This is a genomic window from Corynebacterium sp. S7 (genome assembly GCF_054401105.1).
In genome coordinates, this window is record NZ_CM136760.1 from 1,804,081 (window position 1) to 1,827,876 (window position 23,796).

The window sequence follows — 23,796 nt, forward strand, 5'->3', positions numbered from 1 at the left end:
AGTACTTGAGACTACTTGCAACAATTCTCTTACGATTTACGTACTAAGTCTGTGGGATCGGACCATAAAAGTTAGAATTGCACCATGAAACAGAAGTCACTTGCGTTAATCGCTCTCCCACTGGTTACGGGTTTGGTACTGGCAGGTTGCTCCGCATACGGAAATGGGCAAGATTCGGGCACGACAATCCAGACTCAGACCCAGACCCAAGAACAATCTGCAGCAGCACCGTCAGCCACTGGTACCAGTACAGCTGCACCTGAGTCTTCAACGACTACCGACACGGGCACTAGGATGCTAGGCACCGCCGCAACTGGCTCGACTTCTTTCACAGAGCCCGCCCCAGCCGAGCTGGTCATCAAAGATGTCCGCGTGGACAGCCACGATGGATTTGATCGGGTTGTCTTCGAATACGAAGGAACTGGTACACCTGGCTTCCATGCGGGATACACTGAGGAGCCTCGTCAGCAAGCCTCTGGTAACCCAGTTGAAGTTGCCGGCCAGGCCTACATCGAGCTAATCATCCACGGCACACCGATGGGGATGGGCGACCCCAACAGCCCGTGGGTCCAACCGGGGCCTTGGGCCCTGAAAACAGGCAACATCGAGGGTGTTTCCCACGGTGCCGTCTTCGAAGGTGATACCCAAGTGTTTATCGGACTGGACAAACAACGCCCCTACTCGGTGACTGTTTTGGAGAATCCGACGCGCGTCGTTGTCGACATCGAGAACTCCTAGAACCCAAAAAGCTGGCTCGGAAACGTTTCCGGGCCAGCTTTTCGTCGTCAAGCGAAATGCTCTTAATCGTCCTTGACGGGGACCAGCGAAATCTTGCCGCGGTTGTCCACGTCTGCGATCTCGACCTGGATCTTGTCGCCGACGTTGACTACGTCCTCGACCTTCTCGATGCGCTTGCCATCGCCGAGCTTGGAGATGTGGATCAGGCCATCGCGACCAGGGGTCAGGGAAACGAAGGCGCCGAAAGCAACCGTCTTCACAACGGTGCCCAGGAAGCGCTCGCCGACCTTAGGCAACTGCGGGTTGGCGATAGCGTTGATCTTTGAGATCGCGGCATCGGCTTCCTCGCCGGTTGCAGCAGAGACGAACACGGTGCCGTCGTCCTCGATGGAGACATCCGCGCCGGTGTCTTCGGTGATCTGGTTGATGGTCTTGCCCTTCGGGCCGATAACCTCGCCGATCTTGGACACAGGAACCTTCACCGTGGTGATCTTTGGAGCAAGCGGGCTCATCTCGTCTGGACCGTCGATGACCTCAGCCATGGTCTCAAGGATTGCCTCGCGGGCATCCTTGGCCTGGTTCAGAGCATCGGAGAGAACCTGGGATGGGATGCCGTCGAGCTTGGTATCCAGCTGCAGGGCGGTGATGAACTCAGAGGTACCTGCGACCTTGAAGTCCATGTCGCCGAATGCGTCCTCGGCGCCGAGGATGTCGGTGAGAGCAACGTACTCGGTCTCGCCGTTGACCTCGCCGGAGACAAGGCCCATTGCAATACCAGCAACGGGAGCCTTCAGTGGAACACCCGCGTTGTACAGCGACAAGGTCGATGCACACACGGAGCCCATGGAGGTAGAACCGTTGGAACCCAGCGCCTCAGAGACCTGACGGATGGTGTACGGGAACTCCTCGCGCGAAGGAATCACCGGGGTCAGGGCGCGCTCTGCGAGAGCACCATGGCCGATTTCGCGGCGCTTCGGGGAACCCACACGACCGGTCTCGCCGGTGGAGTATGGCGGGAAGTTGTAGTGGTGGATGTAGCGCTTGGACTTCTGCGGGTGCAAGGAATCCAGCTGCTGCTCCATCTTCAGCATGTCCAGGGTGGTCACGCCGAGGATCTGAGTTTCGCCGCGCTCGAAGAGAGCGGAACCGTGTGCGCGAGGAACGAGATCCACCTCAACGCCGAGGTCACGGATATCGGTGGTGCCACGGCCGTCGATGCGGTACTCCTCGGTGAGGATCTTGTTGCGCACAACATCCTTCATCACAGCGTTGTATGCTGCGCGGATCTGCTTGGAGGCATCCTCGTACTCGTCCTCGAACTGGCCGATAAGCTGTGCTTCGACCTGCTCCATGTGCGCGTTCGTCGCATCCTCGCGGTCAGCCTTGCCCGGGATGGTCATCAAAGAGCCGAGCTTCTTGCGGGAGGCCTTCTCCACTGCCTTGTACACCTCATCGGTGTAGGCAGGAAACAGTGGGAATTCCTGCGGTTCGCGAGCCGCGCGCTCTGCTAGACCAGCCTGTGCCTCACACAGAGTCTTGATGAAAGGCTTCGCAGCCTCAAGGCCCTCGGACACTACAGATTCGGTTGGGGCTGGAGCACCTGCTGCGACCTGCTCAACAACGTTGGAGCCGGCACCAGCCTCGACCATCATGATGGCAACGTCTTCGACAGACTTGTTACCGCGCTTGCGGGTGACCATGCGGCCAGCGACAACCATTTCGAAAACAGCGCGCTCGTGCTGAGTGTGGTTCGGGAATGCGACCCACTCACCTTCTGGGTGCTTATCGTCGGCGATCAAGGCCATACGCACGCCACCAACAGGGCCCGAGACTGGCAGGCCGGAGAGCTGAGTTGCAGCAGATGCGCCGTTGATAGCTACAACGTCGTAGTAATCTTCTGGGTTCTGCGACATCACAGTGATAACAACTTGTACCTCGTTGCGCAGACCCTTGACAAAGGTTGGGCGCAGCGGGCGGTCAATCAGACGGCAAGCGAGGATAGCTTCGGTGGAAGGGCGACCTTCACGACGAAAGAACCCACCTGGAATCTGGCCCGCCGCGTACATCCGCTCTTCTACATCGACGGTGAGCGGGAAGAAATCAAAACCCTCGCGTGGGTTATTGGATGCAGTTGTGGTGGCCAACAACATGTTGTCGTCGTCCAAGTACGTGGTCACGGAGCCGCCTGCTTGGCGTGCCAGCTGACCGGTTTCAAAACGAATAGTGCGTGTACCGAAATCACCGTTATCAATGGTGGCGGTGGCTTCGGTGATTCCGTATTCCTCGTCTACATGGAAATCGACGGAGTTTTTCGGAGTGTGGTTGCTCAAATGGATCCCTTTCCTTGGGGTTAATCCCGGCGATCATCGGTGTCGCCGAATAGTGAACTTTTGCAACTCGCGTCATATTAGCAGGCAGAGCCCCTTTTGACTAGTTTTGAAACTGTCACAGGGCTATGCCGTTGCCCACACTCCCAGCACAGGATTAGTAACGGAAGACCGCTCCTACCGCATATCCCCCAGGCAGCTCCGAGACCACGTCAATCGTTCCGCGATTGATCAAGGTGTTCGCGATAGCCGCATCCAGGTCTTCCGCACGCGCAACCTCACCGAGGGCTCGCTCCGCAAGGACGAGTGTTGCTACCCGGCCTGCGACAGACTCTTGGCTGATCAGTGCTGGGTCATGTGTGGCGAGCCCGGTGCCCAACGCTTGTTCTACCTGGTCCACGAGGTCGTCGTGACGCTTTTTATTTTCTTTCTCCACGATCGGCCAGGCCGCAGCATGGAGCTGGACATCGCTGAGGCGATCGGGATTGCCCGAAACCACGTCGTCGAGCAGGGCCACGTTGTGAAGGTACCCGCCGATGGCGCCACGGTATTCATCGACGGTGGCCAGGACCAGAGGGCGACCATCGCCAGTGAAGCGTTTTTCTATTGCTTTGCCCACCGCTTGAATGAAACCGTTGAGCACGTTGTAATCGCGTGGGCCCTGTCCGTGGACACCCGAGATCTCGCTACCGTGATGTTGTATTTGGGGCTCGCGAGTAGAAACGCCCTCGACGTCATCGGCGGAAGCGGGGATCTCGCCAAGCGGTAGTTCGGTGATCGTTGCCCGGTCAGCGGCAAACAAACGCACCTTATTGCGGCTCATGGCCAATAACAGGAACTCCAGGTCATTGGTGAAAAGCGGGAGCAAAGGGCGCAAGTTCGGGTGATCGCCCACGCTTACCTTCGGTAGGTACTCTCGGTCAACACGGAAGTAGCGGGCGTAACCGGGTTGAACATAGATTGCTAATCCGTCGCACTGGGACTGCCAGAAGCGATCGGAATTTACCAGCGTCTCCACTGGTGCCAGTAGAGCATCGGAGTCGGTCTGGGGGTAGCGCTCAGCGAGCTGTTCGCGGGCCGTACCCAGAAGTGGGCGGAGGCGATGGGCATCCGTGAGGGTTTCCGGCCCACCGCGGTGGGTGGGAATCACGAAAGAAACTGCAGGGCCGGGCTGCCGTGCCAGGCCACGCAGATCATCCTGCCGAATGGGGTCGGAATTATTGATGATGTTTTTGGTGTCCATAGCTCAACACTACTGAAAATTTTCGGGGCCCTAACAAAATCGGCAGATAATAAAGAAACCGCCCTCCCTTTTCAAGGGAAGGCGGCAGCTTATACGCAGGGTTTCACTGATTGACGTGCTTATCGACGAAGGCCCAGGCGGGAGATCAGATCACGGTAACGCTCAACGTTGTTCTCTGCGAGGTACTTCAGCATGGAACGACGACGACCAACCAGAAGCAGCAGACCACGACGGGAGTGGTGATCGTGCTTATGGAACTTCAGGTGCTCGGTCAGGGTGTTGATGCGCGAGGTCAGCAGGGCAACCTGTGCCTCTGGGGAACCGGTGTCAGTCTCGTGGAGGCCGTACTCCTTGAGGATTTCAGCCTTCTTCTCAGTGGACAATGCCATGAGGGTACTCCTTGTTTATTTCAGTCCACATTCTTCGGAAAAGTCTTAATGTTGCGTTTACTGCTGTGGACCACAGTAAAAATGCAACAGACCTAGAAAGACTTTACGCGATTGGAGCCGGTTCACCAAAAAGCTATTGTGCTGGCTACTTAGCCAGGGCGGTCAAACGATCCATGAATTCGTTTACGAAGCGCTCAGCGTCAACGGCTACAGCTACCTTCGCGGTCTTGACTGGATCGTTGAGGCGCTCTTCATCGGCAATCGTACGTCCACGGGTGCAGCCTTCCACGTCCGTCTTCATGTTGACGTCGATGGTGGTCACAAGCGTTGGATCTACGGCAACGGCTACTGCCAATGGATCGTGGAGGCCGCAACCGCCAAGGTGAGGAGAGGTGGTCTCGTATGCCTTGATGTAGTAGTCGGTGGCGGTAGCCAGGAAGTCGCCGCCTGGGGTGCCCAGTGCATGCCACTTCGCGGTGTGCTCAGAGGTCAGCAGGGTCTGCAGAGTGACATCCAGACCAACCATGGTGACATCCTTGGCCCGCTGGAACACCAAGTTGGTGGCCTCTGGGTCCTGGTTGACGTTTGCTTCCGCCCAACCGGAAACGTTGCCTGGCACGGTCAGTGCGCCGCCCATCATGACAATGTGAGCGTTCTCCGCGAAGGAGTCGTCGGCCTCAATAGCGGCCGCAATGGTGGTGGATGGGCCGGTTGGCACGATCACCAGGTCGTCGCCGTACTTGCGAACAGATTCCACCAGGAAGTCAATGGCGGACTTGCGCTCAACGTGGCGCTTTGGCTCTGGCAGCTTTGCCTCGCCGATGCCATTGCGTCCGTGGATGAACTCGGAGATTTCTAGGACCTCAAACTCATCGCGCTTGCGTGCGTGCTTCGGGCCGGCGAAGACTGGGATGTCGTCGCGACCGAACAGCTCCAGAATTGCCAGGCTGTTGCGAACACCCGTCTCGACAAGGACGTTTCCGTAGGTGCCGGTGACACCAATTAGCTCAAGCTCCTCGGAACCCAAGGCGTATGCCAGAGCCAGTGCGTCATCGATACCAGTGTCGAGATCCAGAATGATCTTTCGTGCCATAAGGCAGGTTTCTCCTTCAAGAAATATGCAAATTAATCAAGCTGCTTTTTAAACCAAGACGTAACTGTAGACCTATTCTAGGAATTTCGTCCAAGTACGGTACGAGTTTTCTTCACATCGTTGGCCATATTCTCAAGCAGTTCGTCCACGGAATGGAATTTCACCATGTCACGGACCTTGGCAACGAATTCCACCTTCGCCGTGCGCCCGTATAAATCGGCGGAGCGATCTAAAATAAACGATTCCACCGAGCGCTCGTTATCCCCAAAAGTGGGGTTCGTTCCAATTGAGATCGCCGCTGGGTATTTCACCCCAGGGATCATATCTCCATCGATCGCGCCTTCCGTGTCACCGTCGACGATGCTAAACCACCCTGCGTAGACACCATCGGCCGGCAGTGCCTCAGACTCAGAAAAGTACTGGTTCGCCGTAGGGTAGCCAAGCTCTGCCCCACCCCGGCCGGCACCATGTTCCACCACACCTGTCACCGAATAATTGCGACCCAGCGCGTGAGCTGCGACATCAGGATTGCCCTCGCTGAGCTGCTTACGAATATAGGTCGAGCACACGCGCTGACCATCTTCGACCAACAGGTCCACCACGGTGACATCAACGCCGTATTTCTCGCCCAGTGCCCGCATGGTTTCGGAGGTACCAGCGCCTTCTGCACCGAAGGTGAAGTTCTCCCCCACCACCACATGGGTTGCATGCAGCGTGTCCACGAGGACGTTTCGGAAGTAATCTTCTGGCAGCTCGCCAGCGAGTTCCTTGGTGAAATCAATAATGAGCATGTGATCCACACCGAAGGACTCGAGGATCGCCGCACGGTCGGACAAAGACGTCAGCGTCGTGGGAGTGCGCTCTGGGGCAAAGACCTCAACGGGATGCGGATCAAAGGTCATCACCACGCTTTCGTGCCCCCCTTGCTGTGCCGATTCCACTGCTTGCCGAATCAGACGTTGGTGGCCCCTGTGCACACCATCGAAAACTCCGATAGTGATCACGGTGCGCCCCGACAGCTCGGGAACTGAATCTAGTCCGTACCAAATATCCACGCTCTAAAGATTACGGCATAGTCTGGAAATATGACCGATCCCCTAATTGATTCCGGCATTGTCGTGGTAGACAAGCCTGGTGGCATGACAAGTCACGATGTTGTCGCCCGCCTGCGCCGCTTCTTCAAAACGAAGAAAGTCGGCCACGCCGGCACCCTCGATCCGATGGCTACCGGCGTGCTCGTGCTCGGTATCGGGCGTGGCACCAAGTTGCTGGCCCATTTCGTGGCCCACGACAAGACCTATGCGGCGACCATTCGCTTAGGCCAGGCCACTTCCACCGAGGATGCTGAAGGAGAGTTGGTCAGTGAGGCAGATGCGTCGTCGATAAGCGACGATGCGATCCGCACCGCCGTGGCCGAACTGACGGGAACGATCATGCAGGTTCCCTCGAAGGTCTCCGCGATCAAGGTCAATGGGCGTCGCGCGCACGAGCTCGTGCGCGAGGGCATCGAGTTTGAGCTTGAGCCGCGCGAGATTACGGTGTTTAGCTTCGATGTGTTGGAGATTCGTCGCCACGGTCAGCTAGTGGATGTGGACGTGCGCGTGCACTGTTCCTCGGGTACTTATATCCGCGCGATCGCCCGCGACCTCGGCGCGCGCCTCGGCGTGGGAGGGCATTTGATCGCTTTACGACGAGAAACTGTCGGCTCCTTCACCCTTGATTCCGCCCGCACGCTCGACGAGTTGGAGGAGGCGCCGGAGTTTTCCATGGGTCTGGATGAGGCGATGAAGCGCGCCTGGCCGACCCTGGACGTCACCGCTGACGAGTACGAGGCACTGGCCATGGGCAAATGGCTCGAGCCCCGTGGACTTGAGGGTGTGCACGCTGCTGTCGGACCCGATGGGCGCGTTGTTGCCCTGGTGGCGGAAAAGGGCAAGCGCCTGTCCACCGTGTTCGTGGCCAGGCCTTCTACGCTATAAAACAGCTATAGAACAAAAGTCGAGGCGATCACGTACTTATTGCGCTTGACCCAGCGGCCCTCAATGAAGGGCACCGGGGTGGGGCGCACCAGCAGGTAGGCGATGAAGGTACCGTCGGCGCGCAGATCAATCTCGGCGTCGTCGAAGCCCAGCCAGCGGTGCGTCATAGGAAACCACGCTTTATACACGGCTTCTTTGGCGCAAAAAAGCAAGCGGTCGCCGAAGCTTACTCCTTGGGCCTCCAACTCCTTGAGCTGCGGGAGTTCCCCAGGCCGAGCAATCTGGTCAAGCACTCCGGGGGGCAGTTCTAATGCGGGTTCGGCGTCGATGCCCAACGATCTGACTTTGGAAATCGGGGCGACCACGGCGGCTCGGAACCCATCGGTGTGTGTCATCGAGCCGGTGTAGCCTTTGGGCCACAGTGGCATGCCACGCTCACCTTTCAAAATTGGCCCGGGGTTATCTACGCCCAGCTCTTGCAAGGCGCGGTGTGCGCACCATCTCGCGTCGCCGAATTCCGCGCGCCGCCTGCCCACCGAGTGAGCAACAACGTACTGCTCCAAGGGGTCAAGCTCGGAGAAGTTCGTCAGATCCGACTCTTCTTCATCGGTGAGAATGTAGACATAGCGGGCACTGGGGGGAAACAATTCGAGGTCTTGCATTAGTTCACCTCCAGTACCGGGTATGGCCAAGGCAGGCCGTGCTCATGCCTAGTCCACTCCTTGGGGTAGCCCAGCGAAACTTCCACGTGCTTGACATCGTCGACAAGCATCTCTGTCGGCATGTGCAAGTGACCGTAAATGACGGCCTCGGCGTTGTAGCGCTTCGCCCATCCGCGCGTGTGCCGCGTGCCACACCACAGTGCAATCTCTGGCCAGCGCAGCATCAATGTGGGTTCTTGGACGAGTGGCCAGTGATTGACCAGTACCGTCGGGCCTTTAATCTTTGAAAGGCGCTTTACGGAATACGCCAACCGATCCCAGCACCAGGCACGGATATCGACGAAGGGTGCGATGGCCACCTCGTCGGTCATCATGATTTGCTTGTCTTGCGCCGCCTCGATGGCCTCTTCCACGCTCATGCCGGGGCCGCGGAAAGAGTAATCGTAGAGGGTAAACAGCGGCACGATGGTGATATCCCCGAACTTGGGATAGTCATCTTCTGGAGTCACAACCCCAATCTGGCGAAGCTCGCGCACCAGCTCATCATATTTTGCGCGCCCCCGAAAACGATCGGCGCTGCGCGAAAACAGCTCGTGATTCCCCGGCACCCAAATGACTTTCGCGTACCTGCGCGAGAGTTCCCACAGCACCCTGACAACCATCTCGGAGCGCTCGGCGACGTCTCCCGCGACGATTAGCCAATCCTCGGGGTTCGGTGGCACGAGTGCGTCAATTCGCTCGTGGTTGGATTTGACCGCGGCGTGAAGATCCGACACGGCCCACAAAGTGGTGGTCATATCCTACTTGTCTACCACGGCCCAGGCCATCGAACGGAACCGAACCACCACGCCGACCATCCGGATCAGAATAAAGACCAGCAGCCCGACCCAAATTCCGGTGAGACCGCCATCGACGAGATAGCTGATCCAGACTCCGGGCAGGAATCCGAGCAACACCGAGACAATAGTCAGATTGCGCAGGAACACCGCGTCGCTGGCACCGAGCAACACACCATCGAGGGCAAAGACAACGCCACCGGCCACGATCATCGCAAGCAGGATCCACCAGGGGGTGGCCATCTGGTCGAGCACGGCCTGATCGGTAGTAAAGATGCGCTGGATCCACGGGGCGCCGACACCAAAGATAACCGCAAGACCTGCCGCGAAAACCGTGGAGTAGAGAGTCACCTTCGTGCCCACTTCGCGGGCATTGTTCACATTGCCGCTACCGAGGGCCGCACCGGTAAGGGTTTGAGCGGCAATCGCCAGCGAATCAAGCACGAGCGTGATGAAGTTCCACAGCTGCAACATGATCTGGTGCGCCGCCAGTGCCGCTACCCCGACGCGCGCGGCCACGGCAGCCGCCGAGATGAATGCAATTTGGAAGGACAGTGAGCGCAAGATAAGGTCGCGCCCCAGCACCAGCTGGCGTTTCATGATTGACCAGCGTGGCCGCCAATCGCCGCGGTGTTGCCTGATCAAGGCGATCAGGAAACAGCTCGCGGTGATCGAAACACCCAAAACGTTAGCCGCAGCGGAGCCAACCAGGCCCCACCACTGAACGAAGATTGGGATGGCAATCGCCCCGGGGATTACGCCTGCGAGCGTGAAATAGAGTGGCCATCGCACGTTTTGGATACCGCGCAGCCAGCCGTTTCCTGCCATGACAATCAACGTCAGCGGGATGGCGAAGGCCGACACATGCAGCCACGATGCCGTCCGTTCAGCCGTTGCGGGGTCGCCTGTGAGTGCGAGCGCGATGGGGTACGCAAAGATCCACACGATCGTAGCCAACAATAACCCGACGGTGATACCCACCCAGGTGGCCTGGACTCCCTCGGCGATCGCCTCGTCTTTTTTACCCTGCCCGTACAACCGTGAGGCGCGTGCCGTGGTGCCATAGGACAGGAAGGTCAGCTGGGTTGTTACCGTGGATTGCACGGTGGTTCCCGCAGCTAGGGCCGCGAGTTCCGCGGCTCCTAGCCTGCCGATGATCGCAGTATCTAAAAGTAGGTAGAGCGGACTTGCCGCAAGCACACCCAACGCGGGAAACGCAAGCGAAAATATTGTGCGTGCTGAGATTTCGCTCGCGCTGGTACTCACTCCTCTACGAGGGCGTCGAGCAGCTTTTCGACGACCTCTTGTGGACTGCCACTCGACGAGTATCCGGCAGCAGGGGCATGGCCGCCACCACCGAGCCGGCCTGCAATCTTCGACACGTCTACCGTTGCCGAGCGCAGCGACACCGACCACCAACCGCATGCGACTTCCTTGAATACGACACCGATATCGGTTCCGCGTAGCACGCGCACATAATCAATCAGCATCTCTACAGCCGACTGAGTCATTTTGCTGAAGTGGGCGTGGCCCGCAGTCAGGACAGCAACTCTAATTCCATGGCGTTCAACGATTTGAATTCCCGCCATGACCTCACCAATCAAGCGGATATCATCGGAGGTCAGCTCATCCATGAGATCCATGGCAATCTGGCGGGAATCAAGACCATAAGACATCAATTCGGCTGCCAGAGTATGCATCCGTTCGGTTCCCCAGCGGAAGCTACCAGTATCTGTAACCAAGCCCGAGTACAGGGCGAAGGCGAGGTTGTAATCCATCTCGATATCGAGATATTCAAAAATGGAACGCAGCACCGTCGTGGTGGACTCGGCGGTCTGGATAATGTTGTAGGCACCATAGGCCGGGTTGGACTTGTGATGGTCGATAACCAGTACCTTCTCAGCCACCAAGCTGATTGCCGGTTCGAGAGTTCCGGTGCGGTCGCGCGATGCGCAATCCACGGTGACGACGAGATCTGTCGCCGGAAGCTGATCCGTCAAGACAACATCCTCGGAACCAGGAATACAATTCAGATTCTCCGGGTAATCAAAAGGCTGCCCGATGAGCGTATGGACAGTCTTGCCCATCTGCTTCAATGCCTGCGAGAGAGCGCTCGCCGACCCGATCGCGTCGGCGTCCGGTTGCACGTGGGTGACCACAGCTACCGATTCAGCGTTGGTGAGCAGGGCTGCCGCTCCGGCGGCGTCCACCATTTCGGAACGTGCCATCTATACTCCATCGCTTTCGGTTTTATACGGGTTTGCGTCGCCGGCGGGGCGAGCGTTTTCCTTCAACTTGGCCAGCTCTTCATCCCGAGCCTTGGCCTTGGCCAGAAGTTCTTCCATGCGGGCCGAAGCCTCCGGAACGGTATCAAGCTCGAATGCCAAGGTTGGAGTAAAGCGCACCGAAAGATCATCACCGACGATTTTCCGCAGCTGACCGCGGGCACGGTTGAGTGCTTCCGCAGCTTGGTCGTAGTCCGGGTCTTCGTCAATAGTTTTCCCGCGGACGGTGTAGTACACAGTGGCATCATGCAAGTCACCGGTGACACGAGTGTCTGTGATTGTCACGAGTTCAAGCCTGCGGTCTTTGATCTGACGCTCAATTGCACTTGCGACGATCGTCTGAATCCTTTTCGCCAACCTATTTGCGCGTGGATTGTCAGCCATCTCAGACCACTTCCTTATCTCAAGATTTTCACAATTCTTGCCAAATCGTACCCCGTGCACGCAGCAATGTGTAACTTAACCAATCTAGCAACATGAAACCCCACCGCCGCGGTAAGCAACCGTGGCGGTGGGGTAATCGTCGTCAAGCAAATGCTTTAGCCCTCGCGTGGGACCTCAACCATTTCGTAGACCTGAATCTGGTCATCGACCTGGATGTCTGGGTAGGACAAAACCATACCGCATTCGTAGCCCTTGAGGACTTCGTTGACATCGTCCTTCTCGCGACGCAGGGACTCGATGGTGACGTTGTCGTTGATGACATTGCCATCGCGGACAAGGCGAGCCTTGCCATTGCGGATGACCTTGCCCTCGGTGACCATACAACCTGCGATGAGGCCAACGGCAGAAGCCTTGAAGATCTGACGGATCTCCGCGACACCAACTTCGCGCTCCTCGTAGATTGGCTTGAGCATGCCCTTAAGAGCAGCCTCAACATCGTCGATTGCCTGGTAGATAACGGAGTAGTAGCGAATATCTACGCCCTCTTCGTTAGCTTCCTCGGTGGCCTTACCCTCAGCGCGAACGTTGAAGGCAATGATCACTGCGTCGGAAGCCGCTGCCAGGGTGACGTTGGTCTGGGTCACAGCACCGACGCCACGGTCGATGATGTTGACCTCGACCTCATCGTCGACATCGATCTTGAGCAACGCATCCTCGAGCGCTTCGACAGAACCTGCGTTGTCGCCCTTGAGAATGAGGTTGAGCGTGGAGGTTTCCTTGAGCACCTGATCCAGGTTCTCCAGGGAGACACGCTTCTTGCGACGAGCCTGCATTGCGGAGCGCTGACGAGCATCACGCTGAGCAGCGATCTGGCGAGCCACACGGTCATCCTCAACAACCAGGAGGTTATCGCCAGGACCAGGAACGCCATTGAGGCCCTGGACCTGAACTGGACGAGATGGTCCAGCCTCTTCGACGTCATTGCCCCACTCATCCACCATGCGGCGGACGCGACCGAAGTTGGAACCAACGACGATCGACTCACCAACATGCAAGGTACCGCGCTGAACGATCACGGTAGCAACAGGGCCACGGCCACGGTCGAGGTGTGCCTCGATCGAGATGCCCTGCGCGTCCATGTTTGGGTTCGCGGTGAGATCGAGCTCTGCATCGGCGGTCAGGGTGATAGCTTCCAGGAGCTCGTCGATACCCGTGCCCTCCTTTGCGGAGATGTTGATGAACATGGTGTCGCCGCCGTACTCTTCCGGCACCAGACCGTACTCGGTCAGCTGACCGCGGATCTTGTCCGGCTGAGCCTCAGGCTTATCCACCTTGTTGACTGCAACGACGATTGGCAGGTCTGCTGCCTTCGCGTGGTTGATCGCCTCAACGGTCTGTGGCATGACGCCGTCATCTGCTGCGACGACGAGCACAGCCAAGTCCGTGGACTGGGCACCGCGGGCACGCATGGCCGTGAAGGCCTCGTGACCTGGGGTATCCAGGAAGGTGATCTTGCGCTCTTCGCCATCGACATCAACCGTGACCTGGTATGCACCAATGCCCTGGGTAATGCCACCGGCCTCGCCGGAACCCACGTTGGTCTTACGGATGGTATCCAAAAGGCGGGTCTTACCGTGGTCAACGTGACCCATGACGGATACGACTGGAGGACGCTTCTCAAGCTCCTCTTCGCCGCCCTCGTCCTCGCCATACTGCAAGTCGAAGGATTCGAGCAGCTCACGGTCTTCGTCCTCAGGGGAGACAAGCTGAACGTCGTAGTTCATCTCGGCACCGAGCAGCTGCAGAGTTTCCTCTGGAACCGACTGGGTAGCCGTGACCATCTCGCCCATGTTGAACAGAGCCTGCACCAGGTTCGAAGCCTCGGTACCGATCTTCTCAGCGAAGTCCGACAGGGTAGCGCCGTGACGCAAACGGACGGTCTGACCGTTACCGTCTGGCAAACGCACGCCACCGATTAGGTTTGGTGCCCTCTGCTCTTCATACTCGACGCGCTTCTGGCGCTTCGACTTACGACCGCGTCCCGGTGCGCCACCTGGACGACCGAAAGCACCCGCGGTGCCACCACGACGACCACCACGACCGCGGAAGCCACCGCCGCCTGGTCCGCCCTGGCTCTGGCCCTGACCGCCTTGGCCCTGACCCTGGCCTTGACCACGTCCGCGGCCACCGCCACGTCCGCCACGGCTGCTTGCCTTTGCAGGCATTTGACCTGGGCTTGGATGTGCCGGCATCTCAGCTGGAGATGGACCTGGACGACCGCCGCCACTGCCACCACTGCCACCGCGACTTGCGCTTGGGCGTGGAGCTGGACGATCTCCGGTGCGCTGCTGACCGCCACCGCGGTTCGCGCCCGACTTCTGTCCGCCTTGACCGCGGCCCTGGCCACCCTGACCACCTTGGCCACCCTGGCCCTGTCCTTCACCGCGACGACCTTGCTGGCCGCCGCCACGGGTGCCACCTGGACGTGGAGCAGGACGACCCGATCCACCACCGGTGGAGAACGGGTTGTTTGCTACGCGTGGTGCCCCGCCTGGCTTTGGACGTGGACGAGGCATACCACCTGGCTTCGGTGCAGAGCTACCTGCAGCTGGTGCCGGCGTAGCCTTATCTGCTTGCTTGTCCGCTGCTGGCTTTGCGCCCTGAGCAGGTGCTGCTGGTTTTTGGGCAGCAGGCTTTGGCGAAGCTGGCTTCGGTGCTGCAGGCTTAGGAGCCGGAGCAGCTGGCTTCTGGGCAGCTGGCTTCGGCGTCTGAGCAGGCGCTGCTGGCTTCTGCGCAGCAGGCTTTGGTACCTGAGCAGGTGCGCCTGGCTTTGGTGCAGGCTTGGAAGCTGCAGGCTTAGGTGCACCAGGCTTTGGAGCACCTGGTTTTGGTGCTGCAGGCTTGTCCGACTTGGACTCGCCTGAATTGCCTTCATCGTAGAAGGCGCGCATCTTCTTCACTACCGGGGGTTCGATAGTACTGGATGCCGTTTTAACGAACTCGCCTTGATCTTTTAAGGTGGCGAGCAATTCCTTACTTGTTACGCCGAGCTGTTTTGCCAGTTCGTGTACGCGTAGCTTTCCGGGCACGTGTCTCCTCTTGGTTGGGCTAGAGGTACTCGGCCACGGAAAGCGGCCGGCCCCTAGACGTGATTAGTGACTTTCATCGCTGATGCTTCATCGTTGATCGCTCATCAGTGTTCGGTCTTCCTTCATTTCTCGGGTCCATCTGCATGTTCTGCAAGGTACGTGCGTACATGACCTAAGTCCATTGGTATGGACGTGCGGAAGGCTCGCCCGAAGGCACGCCTTTTCTCCGCAAGCTCAAATGCGTCCAAATTAGGACTGATCCACGCTCCCCTGCCCGGAAGGCTCCGGGAGGGATCAGCAATCACACGAGTCGCATCCGCTGGATCTACCACGCAGCGAAGAAGCTGTGTATCCGGCAGAGCCTGACGAGTTGCGATACATGTACGGATTCGAATGGGACGACGACGGTTCATGTCCGACGCTGTACTCATTCAACTCCTTAATGTTGATTCCTATTCCAGGGAAGTATAGAAAATGGGCCGTTGACAAGTTTACGCTAAAGTCACCTAAATTAGAACTTGCCTTCGCTTGGGCCTAAGCCTCAGTGTCCGCATCCGAGTGGATGTCGATCTTCCAGCCGGTCAGACGAGCGGCAAGGCGAGCGTTCTGGCCTTCCTTACCAATAGCCAGCGACAGTTGGTAATCCGGCACCGATACCTTAGCAACCTGGCCTTCGCGGTCCACGATTTCCACGCGAACAACCTTCGATGGTGCCAGCGCATTTCCCACATAGACTGCTGGGTCATCGGAGTAATCGATGATATCGATCTTCTCTCCGCCAAGCGCCTGCATAATGTTGGTCACGCGCGAACCACGTGGACCGATGCATGCACCCTTGGCATTAATACCCTTGGCAATGCCACGAACAGATACCTTCGAACGGTGACCAGCCTCACGCGCAATGGAGACGATCTCCACCGACCCGTCGGCGACCTCAGGTACCTCAAGCGCAAACAGACCACGCACGAGTTCAGGGTGGGTGCGCGACAGGTTGATCTGGATGGAGTGCTCACCTGGGTTCACGCCGACAACATAGGCCTTGATGCGATCGCCGTGCTTGAGCTTCTCACCTGGGATCTGCTCAGCGGGCAGCAAGATGCCATCTTGAGGTTCCTGCTCTGTACCCACTTCAACCACGACCATGCCGCGGGCGTTTGCTGCCACATCTCGCTGGACCACCCCGGAGACAACATGGCCTTCCGTGGTGGAATATTCCTGGTATGCGCGATCCGCTTCCTTCGAGCGCAGGCGCTTAAGAATCGCGTCGCGAACAGCAGAGGCACCAATTCGGGAGAAGTTGACTGGAGTGTCGTCGTACTCCGAAATGGTCTCGCCCTCGTCGTCAAGTTCACTGACGATCACCGCAACGTCGCCGGTCTCCGTGTCGATGTCCACACGTGCTTTGGTGTTTGCTGCAGCGGGTGCTTCCTTGTGCTCGCGATAGGCGAACAGGAGGGCCTGAGCGATGGTTTGCAGCAGGTCGTCGACGCTGATGCCTTCTTGTTTCTCAATTGCAGACAGCGCCGCGATATCGATATTCACTTGTGTTTCCTCTCACCGGTTTAGGGCTTCATCAAAATCTTTCTCCGCCACCGCAATTTCTGTGGCTGGCGGATTGCTAAATTCAATTTCTACCACTGCACGCGGAGAATCGGAAACCACCAGGGACTTCACCTCGGGCTGCTTCTGCGACTTATTTGCCTTCGGGTCGTGCGAAATCAGCACAACTTCGGTCTCATCGGAGTTGAGCGCACCGATGCGCCAGAGGGTTTTCTGCCCGTTCTCGTCGAAAAGCCCCACAACGCGCCCGCGATTGCGACGCCAATGACGTGGCAAGGTCAACGGATGATCAACACCCGGCGTTGTGACCTCAAGGCTATAACCTGCACCAAAGTTGGCTTCGCCACGCTCTTCTGCTGCGTCGAATTCCTCACCGATTTCGTTGGAGACGATCTCGAGCTCATCGAGGGTCGGGCGCGTCTCAGAGTCCAAGGCAATCGACACCACAGACTTCTTTCCCGCGCGCGTCGCCCCTACTCGCTCGATGTCCATGGAATGACGCTCGGCGACAGGAGCAATCAGAGTTGTCAGTTCTTCGACTGTGGGAAATGCCATGGCGCCATCATAGCGACTAGACTCCCTGGGGTGATAAGACCCAAGCTTGCTATCGTCGCCACCGCTTTCATGCTCACAGGTTCGCTTGCCGGGTGCTCGAGCGTGATGGATGTTTTCGGTCCGAAAGCGAATCGGCAGTTGGTCACCCTCGCACATCAAGCGGAGGCAGACGCAGCATCGCTTCACGACGATTCCAGCGCCCAGGAATTGCGCACCGTTCAAGCCTCGCAGCTTTTCGACGAGATCACGCGCCTCTGCGGAGTCGATGAAAACGGTCACCCACCTGCCTCGTGTGAGGTAAGTACCGAAAATGATCGGGCGGGAGCCTCGTCGATAAGCGATGCCGCACGGCAGTCGGTGACCTATTTAATAGACAACCGCAAGGCGTTGCCGGAGGATTCTGTGGATTTAGTGGTCGCGCAGAGCATTGATCTTGTTGCCGCTGCCGGATTGCCGCTGCCGGAGGGTGGCGCAGCGGAGCCGGATACTGCTGATCATGCGGCGGCGAAAGACATGCTTTCTCGCGAGTACGCCATGCAATATGGCCTTGGACTGGCCAGTGCGTTTGCCGATGAGGGGTTACAGGCGCGCATCGATACCTTGGCCGAGGCCAGCATGCAACGTTCGACCTCACTGGAGGAGTTCGTGGGCGCGGATGCTGCTAGCGCTTCTGCAATGGGATATGAGTTCCAGTCCGGTCAGTCGCCGCAGACTACCGAGGAGGCGGGAGCGCTCGTCGATACGCTTTCTTCCGACATGACCACCGCCTGGCGGGCTGCTGCGGGCCATGCAGAATCGGATGAATGGTTGGAAAAAGCAATATATTTGGCAGCGAATTCTCAATCAGTTGGCGGTTAGTCCCCCAGATTAGGGCAACTCGGGTAAGGCGATCATCGCGGCGATTTCACCCCCACGACTTCCCCCTTCAACCTGCCAAGACAACATAATCCCACATTGGGAAGTGGGCTCGACCTTGCAGTTTATAGCCACGCCGACCAGCAAATTAAGTACGTTGGATAGAGCAACTAGCTCCGAGGCAATTGAAAGGTAGGGTCGTCCAAACGTGACGAATCCACAGAACGACACACGCATTGATTTCATTTACCTATCCGAACCCGAGATGATCGAAGCGGGTGTCGGCGATCTTGCCAAATGTGTCGAGACCATGGAAGAGACCCTCATTCTGCTCGCTCGCGGTGACTATCGCATGGCCGGTGCCTCAGGCAACTCCCACGGTGCACAGATCAACTTCCCTGACAATCCGGAACATGAGGGCATGCCTGCCAACGGCCCCGACCGTCGCTTCATGGCAATGCCCGCTTATGTGGGTGGGCGCTTCGGTACTTCCGGAGTCAAGTGGTACGGCTCCAACGTGGAAAACCGCAAACGTGATCTGCCGCGCTCCATTCACTCGTTCATCCTCAACGACACCGATACCGGTGCCCCGCTTGCTGTGATGTCCGCTAATACCTTGTCGGCTTACCGCACCGGTGCCGTACCAGGTGTGGGCGTGAAGCACCTAGCGGTTCAAAATGCCGAGACCGTGGGCATCATCGGCCCAGGCGTGATGAGCCGGACCATTTTCTCCGCCTCCGTGACGCAGCGGCCGACGATTAAGAATCTGAAGATCAAGGGCCGTTCCGCAGGCTCCACCGAGCGCGCCGCGCAGTGGTTCCGCGAGAAGTTCCCGGAGGTCAACGTGCAGATCGTCGCAAGCGAGCAGGAGGCGATCGAGGGCTCCGACATCATCATCGGTGGCACCTCCACCTCCCAAGATGGCCCGTCTGGCTTCCCATATTTCAAGACCGAATGGCTCAAGCCAGGCGCGCTTGTTCTCGCTCCGGCAGCGGCGCGTTTCGACGATGACTTCGTCACCAGCGAGGCCCGCCTCGTAGTCGACTTCAAGGGCCTCTACGCCGAATGGTTCAACGAGAACGGCCCCGATGTGACCTACGAGCAGCTCCTGGGTATCCCAGGAAACCGCTGGTGGGACATGGTCCAGGAGGGCACGCTCGAGGAATCAGACCTCTCCAACATCGGCGACATCGCCGACGACAAGCTTCCAGGACGCACCAACGACGAGGAGATCTTCTTCTACTCCATTGGTGGCATGCCCGTCGAGGACGTTGCCTGGGCAACCGATATCTATAACAACGCTGTTAAGAAGGGTATCGGCACCAAGTTGAACCTCTGGGACACCCCAGTTTTGTCCTAAATTTTCTCAGTACACCCACAACCTACACGGATAGAGTTTAAAAGCCATGGCCTTCGACAATGCCGAGCAACTACGCAAATTTATGAAGGATGAGGAGGTGGAATACCTCGATATCCGGTTCACTAACTTGGTAGGCGTAGAGCACGCGTTGACGGTGCCAATCGACGAGTTCGATGATGATGCCGTAGAAAATGGCTTTGCCTTCGATGGCTCGTCGGTGGCTGGGTTTACATCCGTAGAGGCGTCCGACATGACGCTGCTTCCAGACATTGGCACGGCCCATGTTGATCCCTTCCGTGATCACAAGACGGTGAACATGAAGTTCTTCGTCCACGATCCGTTTACCAAAGAGCCCTTCTCCCGCGACCCGCGCAACGTTGCCCGGAAAGCGGAGGAGTATCTGGTGGACACCGGCATCGCCGATTCTTGCTCCATCGGTGCTGAGGCCGAATTTTATGTCTTCGACCAGGTGCAGTACTCCACCTCCTTGAACGCGTCCTTCCATAAGGTAGATTCCGACGAGGGCTGGTGGAACTCCGGCTCCGACACCATGATCGACGGCAGCCCGAACCGCGGCAACCAAATCCGCGTCAATGACGGCTACTTCCCTACTGCCCCCTATGACAAGACCATCCCGGTGCGTGACGAGATTGCCGCGAATCTGACGAAGGTTGGTTTCAAGATCGAGCGCTTCCACCACGAGGTGGCCACCGGCGGTATCCAGGAGGTCAACTATCGCTTCAACACGCTGCTGCGCGCCGGCGATGACCTGCAGACCTTCAAGTACATCGTGAAGGGTACCGCCGAGAAGATGGGACAGACCGCCACCTTCATGCCCAAGCCCCTCGATGGTGACGGCGGCTGCGGTATGCATGCCCACCAGTCGCTTTGGAAGAACGGCGAGCCACTTTTCTACGATGAGAACGGCTACGCTGGGCTCTCCGATCTCGCCCGCTGGTACATCGGCGGCCTGCTCAAGCACGCCCCGGCCGTGATGGCGCTGACCAACCCCACCACCAACTCCTACCGACGCCTCTACTCCGGCTTCGAGGCCCCGGTCAACCTGGCATACTCCCAGCGCAATCGTTCCGCAGCGATCCGCATCCCGGTGACCGGAAATTCCCCGAAGGCTAAGCGCCTCGAGTTCCGCGCCCCAGACCCATCGGGTAACCCATACCTTGGTTTCACCGCCCAGATGATGGCTGGCCTCGACGGCATTAAGCACCGCATCGATCCCGGAGAGGCCGTGGACAAGGACCTCTACGAGCTCGAGGTCCAAGAGGAATACGACGTACCGAAGGTGCCGCATTCCCTCGAGGAGTCCCTCAAAGCCCTCGAGGAGGACAACGACTTCCTCACCGAAGGCAACGTGTTCACCAAGGATCTCATCGAGACCTATATCAAGTACAAGTTCGACAACGAGATCATGCCATTACGACAGGGTCCCACACCGAAAGAGTTTGAGCTGTACTACAACGTCTAGTTGTCCGAAATCTGTGGATAAAAAGACGTTATCCACAGGCGCTTTACGACGATCGCCTGCCCGATCCCCGCATGCTCTACACTCCGGGACATGAACCTTTTGGAGACGCAGGCCGCACTCGCCGCCCGAGCAATGGAGTTGCTCGAGGCGGCCAGTGGCCTGTCCGTTTCCGAATTGTGCCAGCTTGGATTCGATCACCCCGCAGCCAAGCGGTACGTGGAATTGGCCGACACCTATTTCGGGCCCACCAAGTCGACGCGGAAGCAGTCCGATGCTAGGGCTGCCGCGATAAAAAACAAGCACACCTTCAATACTCTTGAGCTAATTGAGAAACACGTCCGACGCCTCGACGATGCCACGAAGGCTTGGGCTCTGCGTCGGACTCTTTGTCGTCGTGAAGCGGACTACCATGCGTTGAACCGCTTCGCGCGCGAGGAGGTCGAACGCCTCAACGGGCCGGGCGAAACGGCGCCCGCGCGCACGGCGGTGTCCTACTCGAACCCCGCCGGAACGCTTGACCGGACGATGCACCTGACGGGGCCGGAGGCACGCGTGGCCAACCTTTTTGACCGTGCGCGAGCGCTTGCCGAAGAGCTAGACATCGACCTGGCCGAGGCCATGTTCACCCTATTCGAAGAGGGTACGGGCGGGGCGGCCACTTACACGCCAAAGGTGATTGTGCGGCTGGAGGACTATGTCGCGATCCTGAATGGGGATGGCGACGATGTCGAGCTTGCCGTGACCAATGGTGCACGGATGACTGGTGCAGAATATATGCAGTCGCGGTTCACGGACTATTTTGAATGCGTGTTAATTGATCCGGTCCGCGGGCCGATCAGTATGGGCACCGGGGTGAGGTTCGCTACCCCGAAGCAGCGTGGCATGATCGAGCCGATCCATCCGGTATGCGCCGAGCCGGGGTGCTGCCAGCCGGCTGATCTGAGTCAGATCAACCACAACATCCCACATAGCCGGGACGGGCCGACGGATTTGTCGAACTTGACCTTATTGTGCAGGTATCACAATGGTGTTGCTGGCGATAAGGTGCGCTATCAAAATGTCAACGGCGAAGGCCATCGCATTCGCCCAGACGGAACCCTCGAACGCAACGAACATCCCACCGCCAAGCTCGGAGCCATGCGGATTATCTAACTTGCAGCCGGAACTTATGTTCCGGCTACAAGTGCGTGCCTAGCCCTGAACAAGCTCCAGGACCTTAGCTGCTGCCTCGTTGGCAGGCACCTCGAGGGTTTCGCCGCCACGGATGCGAACCTCAACGATTCCATCCTTGAAAGAGCGACCCAGGATGACCGCGAAAGGCATACCCAGAAGCTCGGCGTCCTTGAACTTTACGCCTGGGGAGACTTTCGGGCGATCGTCGAAAAGCACTTCAATGCCGGCCGCATCGAGCTCGGCGACGAGCTTGTCGCCTGCCTCGATCGCTGCCGCATCCTTGTTCGCCACAGCCACGTGGACCTGGTACGGGGCGACCTCGACGGGCCAGACAAGGCCCTTGTCGTCGTGGCGCTGCTCCGCGATGACCGCCATCATGCGGGAGACACCGATGCCGTAGGAGCCCATGGTAGGCACTGCGCGCTTACCGTTCTCGTCGAGGATTTGCACATCCATCGCCTCGGTGTACTTGCGGCCGAGCTGGAAGATGTGGCCGAGCTCGATGCCGCGGGCCAGCTCCAAGGTGCCATTGCCGGATGGCGAAGGATCACCAGGGTGGATCTCGGCGGCCTCGATGGTCTCGTCGACGGTGAAATCACGGCCCGCAACAAGGCCAACAACGTGGCGATTCTTCTCGTCTGAGCCCGTGATCCAGGACGAACCTTCCACGACGCGCGGATCCGCGTAGAGCTTCACACCATTGGCGGCCAGGCCACGTGGACCAACATAGCCCTTGACCAGGAAGTCCGAATTGGCGAAATCCTCATCGGAAGCGAACTCGAAAGTCGCAGGCGACAGGGAGGCCTCAAGGCGGTCTTCGTCAAGCTCGCGATCGCCTGGAATCAGCACACCGGCGAATTGCGGGCCCTCCTCGTCGCCATTGTCGATCTTGATCACCATGCACTTGAGCGTGTCGGAGGCAACCACATCGCGACCCTCAACCTTCACACCAGCCGCATTGGCCCACGCCACCAAAGTCTCGATGGTCTCGGAGTCAGGGGTCTCATGGTCCACGGCCGCAGGCTGGCCCTCGATCGGGCGAGCAGGCGGCGCCACGGTCACCACAGCCTCGACGTTGGCTGCATAATCACCGGCAGTGGAAACCACGAAGGTATCTTCGCCAGACTCGGAGTAGGCGAGGAACTCCTCGGAAGCCGATCCGCCCATGGCACCGGAGGTAGCCTTACAAATCTCGTAGCGCACACCGAAACGGTCAAAGATGCGCTGGTAGGCGCCGCGGTGTTTCGCATACGACTCGTCGAGACCCGCATCGGACATGTCGAAGGAATACGAATCCTTCATTACAAACTCGCGGCCGCGCAGGATTCCGGCGCGTGGTCGTGCTTCATCGCGGTACTTCGTCTGTATTTGGTACAGGGTGACCGGGAAATCCTTGTACGAGGTGTACATATCCTTCACCGTTGACGCGAACATCTCCTCGTGCGTTGGGCCGAGCAGCATGTCGGAGCCCTTACGGTCCTTGAGACGGAAAAGCTCGTCGCCGTATTCATTCCAGCGGTTGGTTTCCTCATAAGGCTCGCGAGGAAGCAACGCCGGGAAGAGCATCTCCTGGGCACCAATAGCATCCATCTCATTGCGAACGACCGTTTCAATCTTCCGCAGGGTACGTAGGCCCAGTGGCAGCCAGGTGTAGATACCAGGTGCGGCGCGGCGGATATAGCCAGCGCGAACGAGCAGCTTATGGCTCGGAACTTCAGCGTCGGCGGGGTCTTCGCGCAGGGTGCGCAAGAAAAGCTCTGACAGGCGTGTGATCATGCGACATAT

21 protein-coding genes are annotated in these 23,796 nt (G+C 58.4%); 6 read left to right on the plus strand and 15 right to left on the minus strand.

Annotated features, from left to right (window positions below):
* Positions 1 to 84: 84 nt before the first annotated feature.
* Positions 85 to 738 (plus strand): AMIN-like domain-containing (lipo)protein, encoded by a 654-nt coding sequence (locus ACXZ66_RS08665; protein ID WP_458748138.1) that lies wholly within the window; start codon positions 85 to 87, stop codon positions 736 to 738.
* A gap of 62 nt (positions 739 to 800) precedes the next feature.
* On the opposite strand, the gene ACXZ66_RS08670 is transcribed toward ACXZ66_RS08665, so the two are convergent.
* The 5 genes from ACXZ66_RS08670 to ACXZ66_RS08690 form a co-directional block, all read right to left on the minus strand.
* Complete coding sequence (locus tag ACXZ66_RS08670; protein WP_458748140.1) at positions 801 to 3,068, minus strand: polyribonucleotide nucleotidyltransferase; 2,268 nt, start codon at positions 3,066 to 3,068, stop codon at positions 801 to 803.
* Positions 3,069 to 3,222: 154 nt separating this feature from the next.
* A complete protein-coding gene (locus tag ACXZ66_RS08675; RefSeq protein WP_458748141.1) occupies positions 3,223 to 4,308 on the minus strand; it encodes a baeRF3 domain-containing protein in 1,086 nt (361 codons plus the stop codon).
* 119 nt (positions 4,309 to 4,427) lie between these two features.
* Positions 4,428 to 4,697 carry a 30S ribosomal protein S15 gene (rpsO, locus tag ACXZ66_RS08680; protein ID WP_458748142.1) on the minus strand — a complete coding sequence of 90 codons (270 nt, stop codon included), beginning with the start codon at positions 4,695 to 4,697 and terminating at the stop codon, positions 4,428 to 4,430.
* A gap of 145 nt (positions 4,698 to 4,842) precedes the next feature.
* Positions 4,843 to 5,790, minus strand: a complete 948-nt coding sequence (locus ACXZ66_RS08685; RefSeq protein ID WP_458748144.1) for a nucleoside hydrolase — start codon at positions 5,788 to 5,790, stop codon at positions 4,843 to 4,845.
* A gap of 77 nt (positions 5,791 to 5,867) precedes the next feature.
* Positions 5,868 to 6,845: a bifunctional riboflavin kinase/FAD synthetase gene (locus ACXZ66_RS08690; protein WP_458748145.1), complete on the minus strand. Its 978-nt coding sequence runs from the start codon at positions 6,843 to 6,845 to the stop codon at positions 5,868 to 5,870.
* A 30-nt stretch (positions 6,846 to 6,875) separates the two neighbouring features.
* Between ACXZ66_RS08690 and truB the strand changes: the two genes are divergently transcribed.
* A complete protein-coding gene (gene truB, locus ACXZ66_RS08695; protein ID WP_458748147.1) occupies positions 6,876 to 7,769 on the plus strand; it encodes a tRNA pseudouridine(55) synthase TruB in 894 nt (297 codons plus the stop codon).
* A gap of 5 nt (positions 7,770 to 7,774) precedes the next feature.
* Here the strand turns inward: truB and ACXZ66_RS08700 are convergent, their stop codons facing one another.
* The 9 genes from ACXZ66_RS08700 to rimP form a co-directional block, all read right to left on the minus strand.
* On the minus strand, positions 7,775 to 8,431 hold the full coding sequence (locus ACXZ66_RS08700) for a 4'-phosphopantetheinyl transferase family protein (RefSeq protein WP_458748149.1): 657 nt from the start codon (positions 8,429 to 8,431) through the stop codon (positions 7,775 to 7,777).
* Positions 8,431 to 9,228 (minus strand): metallophosphoesterase family protein, encoded by a 798-nt coding sequence (locus ACXZ66_RS08705; RefSeq protein WP_458748150.1) that lies wholly within the window; start codon positions 9,226 to 9,228, stop codon positions 8,431 to 8,433. The genes ACXZ66_RS08700 and ACXZ66_RS08705 overlap by 1 nt, the downstream gene beginning before the upstream one ends.
* Positions 9,229 to 9,231: 3 nt before the next feature.
* Positions 9,232 to 10,533, minus strand: a complete 1,302-nt coding sequence (locus ACXZ66_RS08710; protein ID WP_458748151.1) for an MATE family efflux transporter — start codon at positions 10,531 to 10,533, stop codon at positions 9,232 to 9,234.
* Entirely contained in the window at positions 10,530 to 11,495 is a 966-nt protein-coding gene (locus tag ACXZ66_RS08715) for a DHH family phosphoesterase (RefSeq protein WP_458748153.1), read from the minus strand. Before ACXZ66_RS08715 ends, ACXZ66_RS08710 begins: the two co-directional genes overlap by 4 nt.
* Positions 11,496 to 11,936 carry a 30S ribosome-binding factor RbfA gene (gene rbfA, locus ACXZ66_RS08720; protein ID WP_458748155.1) on the minus strand — a complete coding sequence of 147 codons (441 nt, stop codon included), beginning with the start codon at positions 11,934 to 11,936 and terminating at the stop codon, positions 11,496 to 11,498.
* Between the two features lie 155 nt (positions 11,937 to 12,091).
* A complete protein-coding gene (infB, locus tag ACXZ66_RS08725) occupies positions 12,092 to 15,025 on the minus strand; it encodes a translation initiation factor IF-2 (protein ID WP_458748156.1) in 2,934 nt (977 codons plus the stop codon).
* Between the two features lie 122 nt (positions 15,026 to 15,147).
* The gene (locus tag ACXZ66_RS08730; RefSeq protein ID WP_458748158.1) at positions 15,148 to 15,456 is read right to left on the minus strand and encodes a YlxR family protein; all 309 of its coding nucleotides are present in this window, start codon (positions 15,454 to 15,456) and stop codon (positions 15,148 to 15,150) included.
* 103 nt (positions 15,457 to 15,559) lie between these two features.
* On the minus strand, positions 15,560 to 16,567 hold the full coding sequence (nusA, locus tag ACXZ66_RS08735; protein ID WP_458748160.1) for a transcription termination factor NusA: 1,008 nt from the start codon (positions 16,565 to 16,567) through the stop codon (positions 15,560 to 15,562).
* 12 nt (positions 16,568 to 16,579) lie between these two features.
* Positions 16,580 to 17,140: a ribosome maturation factor RimP gene (rimP, locus tag ACXZ66_RS08740; protein ID WP_458748161.1), complete on the minus strand. Its 561-nt coding sequence runs from the start codon at positions 17,138 to 17,140 to the stop codon at positions 16,580 to 16,582.
* Between the two features lie 30 nt (positions 17,141 to 17,170).
* Between rimP and ACXZ66_RS08745 the strand changes: the two genes are divergently transcribed.
* From ACXZ66_RS08745 to ACXZ66_RS08760, 4 genes are all read left to right on the plus strand, one after another.
* A complete protein-coding gene (locus tag ACXZ66_RS08745) occupies positions 17,171 to 17,998 on the plus strand; it encodes a hypothetical protein (RefSeq protein WP_458748162.1) in 828 nt (275 codons plus the stop codon).
* 205 nt (positions 17,999 to 18,203) lie between these two features.
* Positions 18,204 to 19,355, plus strand: coding sequence for a tyramine oxidase subunit B (locus tag ACXZ66_RS08750; protein ID WP_458748164.1), 1,152 nt, complete (start codon positions 18,204 to 18,206; stop codon positions 19,353 to 19,355).
* A gap of 46 nt (positions 19,356 to 19,401) precedes the next feature.
* A complete protein-coding gene (gene glnA / locus ACXZ66_RS08755; protein ID WP_458748165.1) occupies positions 19,402 to 20,838 on the plus strand; it encodes a type I glutamate--ammonia ligase in 1,437 nt (478 codons plus the stop codon).
* Positions 20,839 to 20,928: 90 nt separating this feature from the next.
* Entirely contained in the window at positions 20,929 to 21,990 is a 1,062-nt protein-coding gene (locus ACXZ66_RS08760) for an HNH endonuclease signature motif containing protein (RefSeq protein ID WP_458748166.1), read from the plus strand.
* 39 nt (positions 21,991 to 22,029) lie between these two features.
* Here ACXZ66_RS08760 and ACXZ66_RS08765 read toward each other — a convergent pair whose 3' ends face one another.
* Entirely contained in the window at positions 22,030 to 23,787 is a 1,758-nt protein-coding gene (locus tag ACXZ66_RS08765) for a proline--tRNA ligase (RefSeq protein ID WP_458748168.1), read from the minus strand.
* Positions 23,788 to 23,796: the final 9 nt, after the last annotated feature.

Coding starts and splice junctions, on each gene's coding strand:
- ACXZ66_RS08715 (WP_458748153.1), bottom strand. CDS start 11,495: ATGGCACGTTCCGAAATGGTGGACGCCGCCGGAGCGGCAGCCCTGCTC.
- ACXZ66_RS08700 (WP_458748149.1), bottom strand. CDS start 8,431: ATGCAAGACCTCGAATTGTTTCCCCCCAGTGCCCGCTATGTCTACATT.
- ACXZ66_RS08665 (WP_458748138.1), top strand. CDS start 85: ATGAAACAGAAGTCACTTGCGTTAATCGCTCTCCCACTGGTTACGGGT.
- glnA (WP_458748165.1), top strand. CDS start 19,402: ATGGCCTTCGACAATGCCGAGCAACTACGCAAATTTATGAAGGATGAG.
- truB (WP_458748147.1), top strand. CDS start 6,876: ATGACCGATCCCCTAATTGATTCCGGCATTGTCGTGGTAGACAAGCCT.
- ACXZ66_RS08760 (WP_458748166.1), top strand. CDS start 20,929: ATGAACCTTTTGGAGACGCAGGCCGCACTCGCCGCCCGAGCAATGGAG.
- ACXZ66_RS08705 (WP_458748150.1), bottom strand. CDS start 9,228: ATGACCACCACTTTGTGGGCCGTGTCGGATCTTCACGCCGCGGTCAAA.
- rpsO (WP_458748142.1), bottom strand. CDS start 4,697: ATGGCATTGTCCACTGAGAAGAAGGCTGAAATCCTCAAGGAGTACGGC.
- ACXZ66_RS08765 (WP_458748168.1), bottom strand. CDS start 23,787: ATGATCACACGCCTGTCAGAGCTTTTCTTGCGCACCCTGCGCGAAGAC.
- ACXZ66_RS08685 (WP_458748144.1), bottom strand. CDS start 5,790: ATGGCACGAAAGATCATTCTGGATCTCGACACTGGTATCGATGACGCA.
- rimP (WP_458748161.1), bottom strand. CDS start 17,140: ATGGCATTTCCCACAGTCGAAGAACTGACAACTCTGATTGCTCCTGTC.
- ACXZ66_RS08675 (WP_458748141.1), bottom strand. CDS start 4,308: ATGGACACCAAAAACATCATCAATAATTCCGACCCCATTCGGCAGGAT.
- ACXZ66_RS08730 (WP_458748158.1), bottom strand. CDS start 15,456: ATGAGTACAGCGTCGGACATGAACCGTCGTCGTCCCATTCGAATCCGT.
- rbfA (WP_458748155.1), bottom strand. CDS start 11,936: ATGGCTGACAATCCACGCGCAAATAGGTTGGCGAAAAGGATTCAGACG.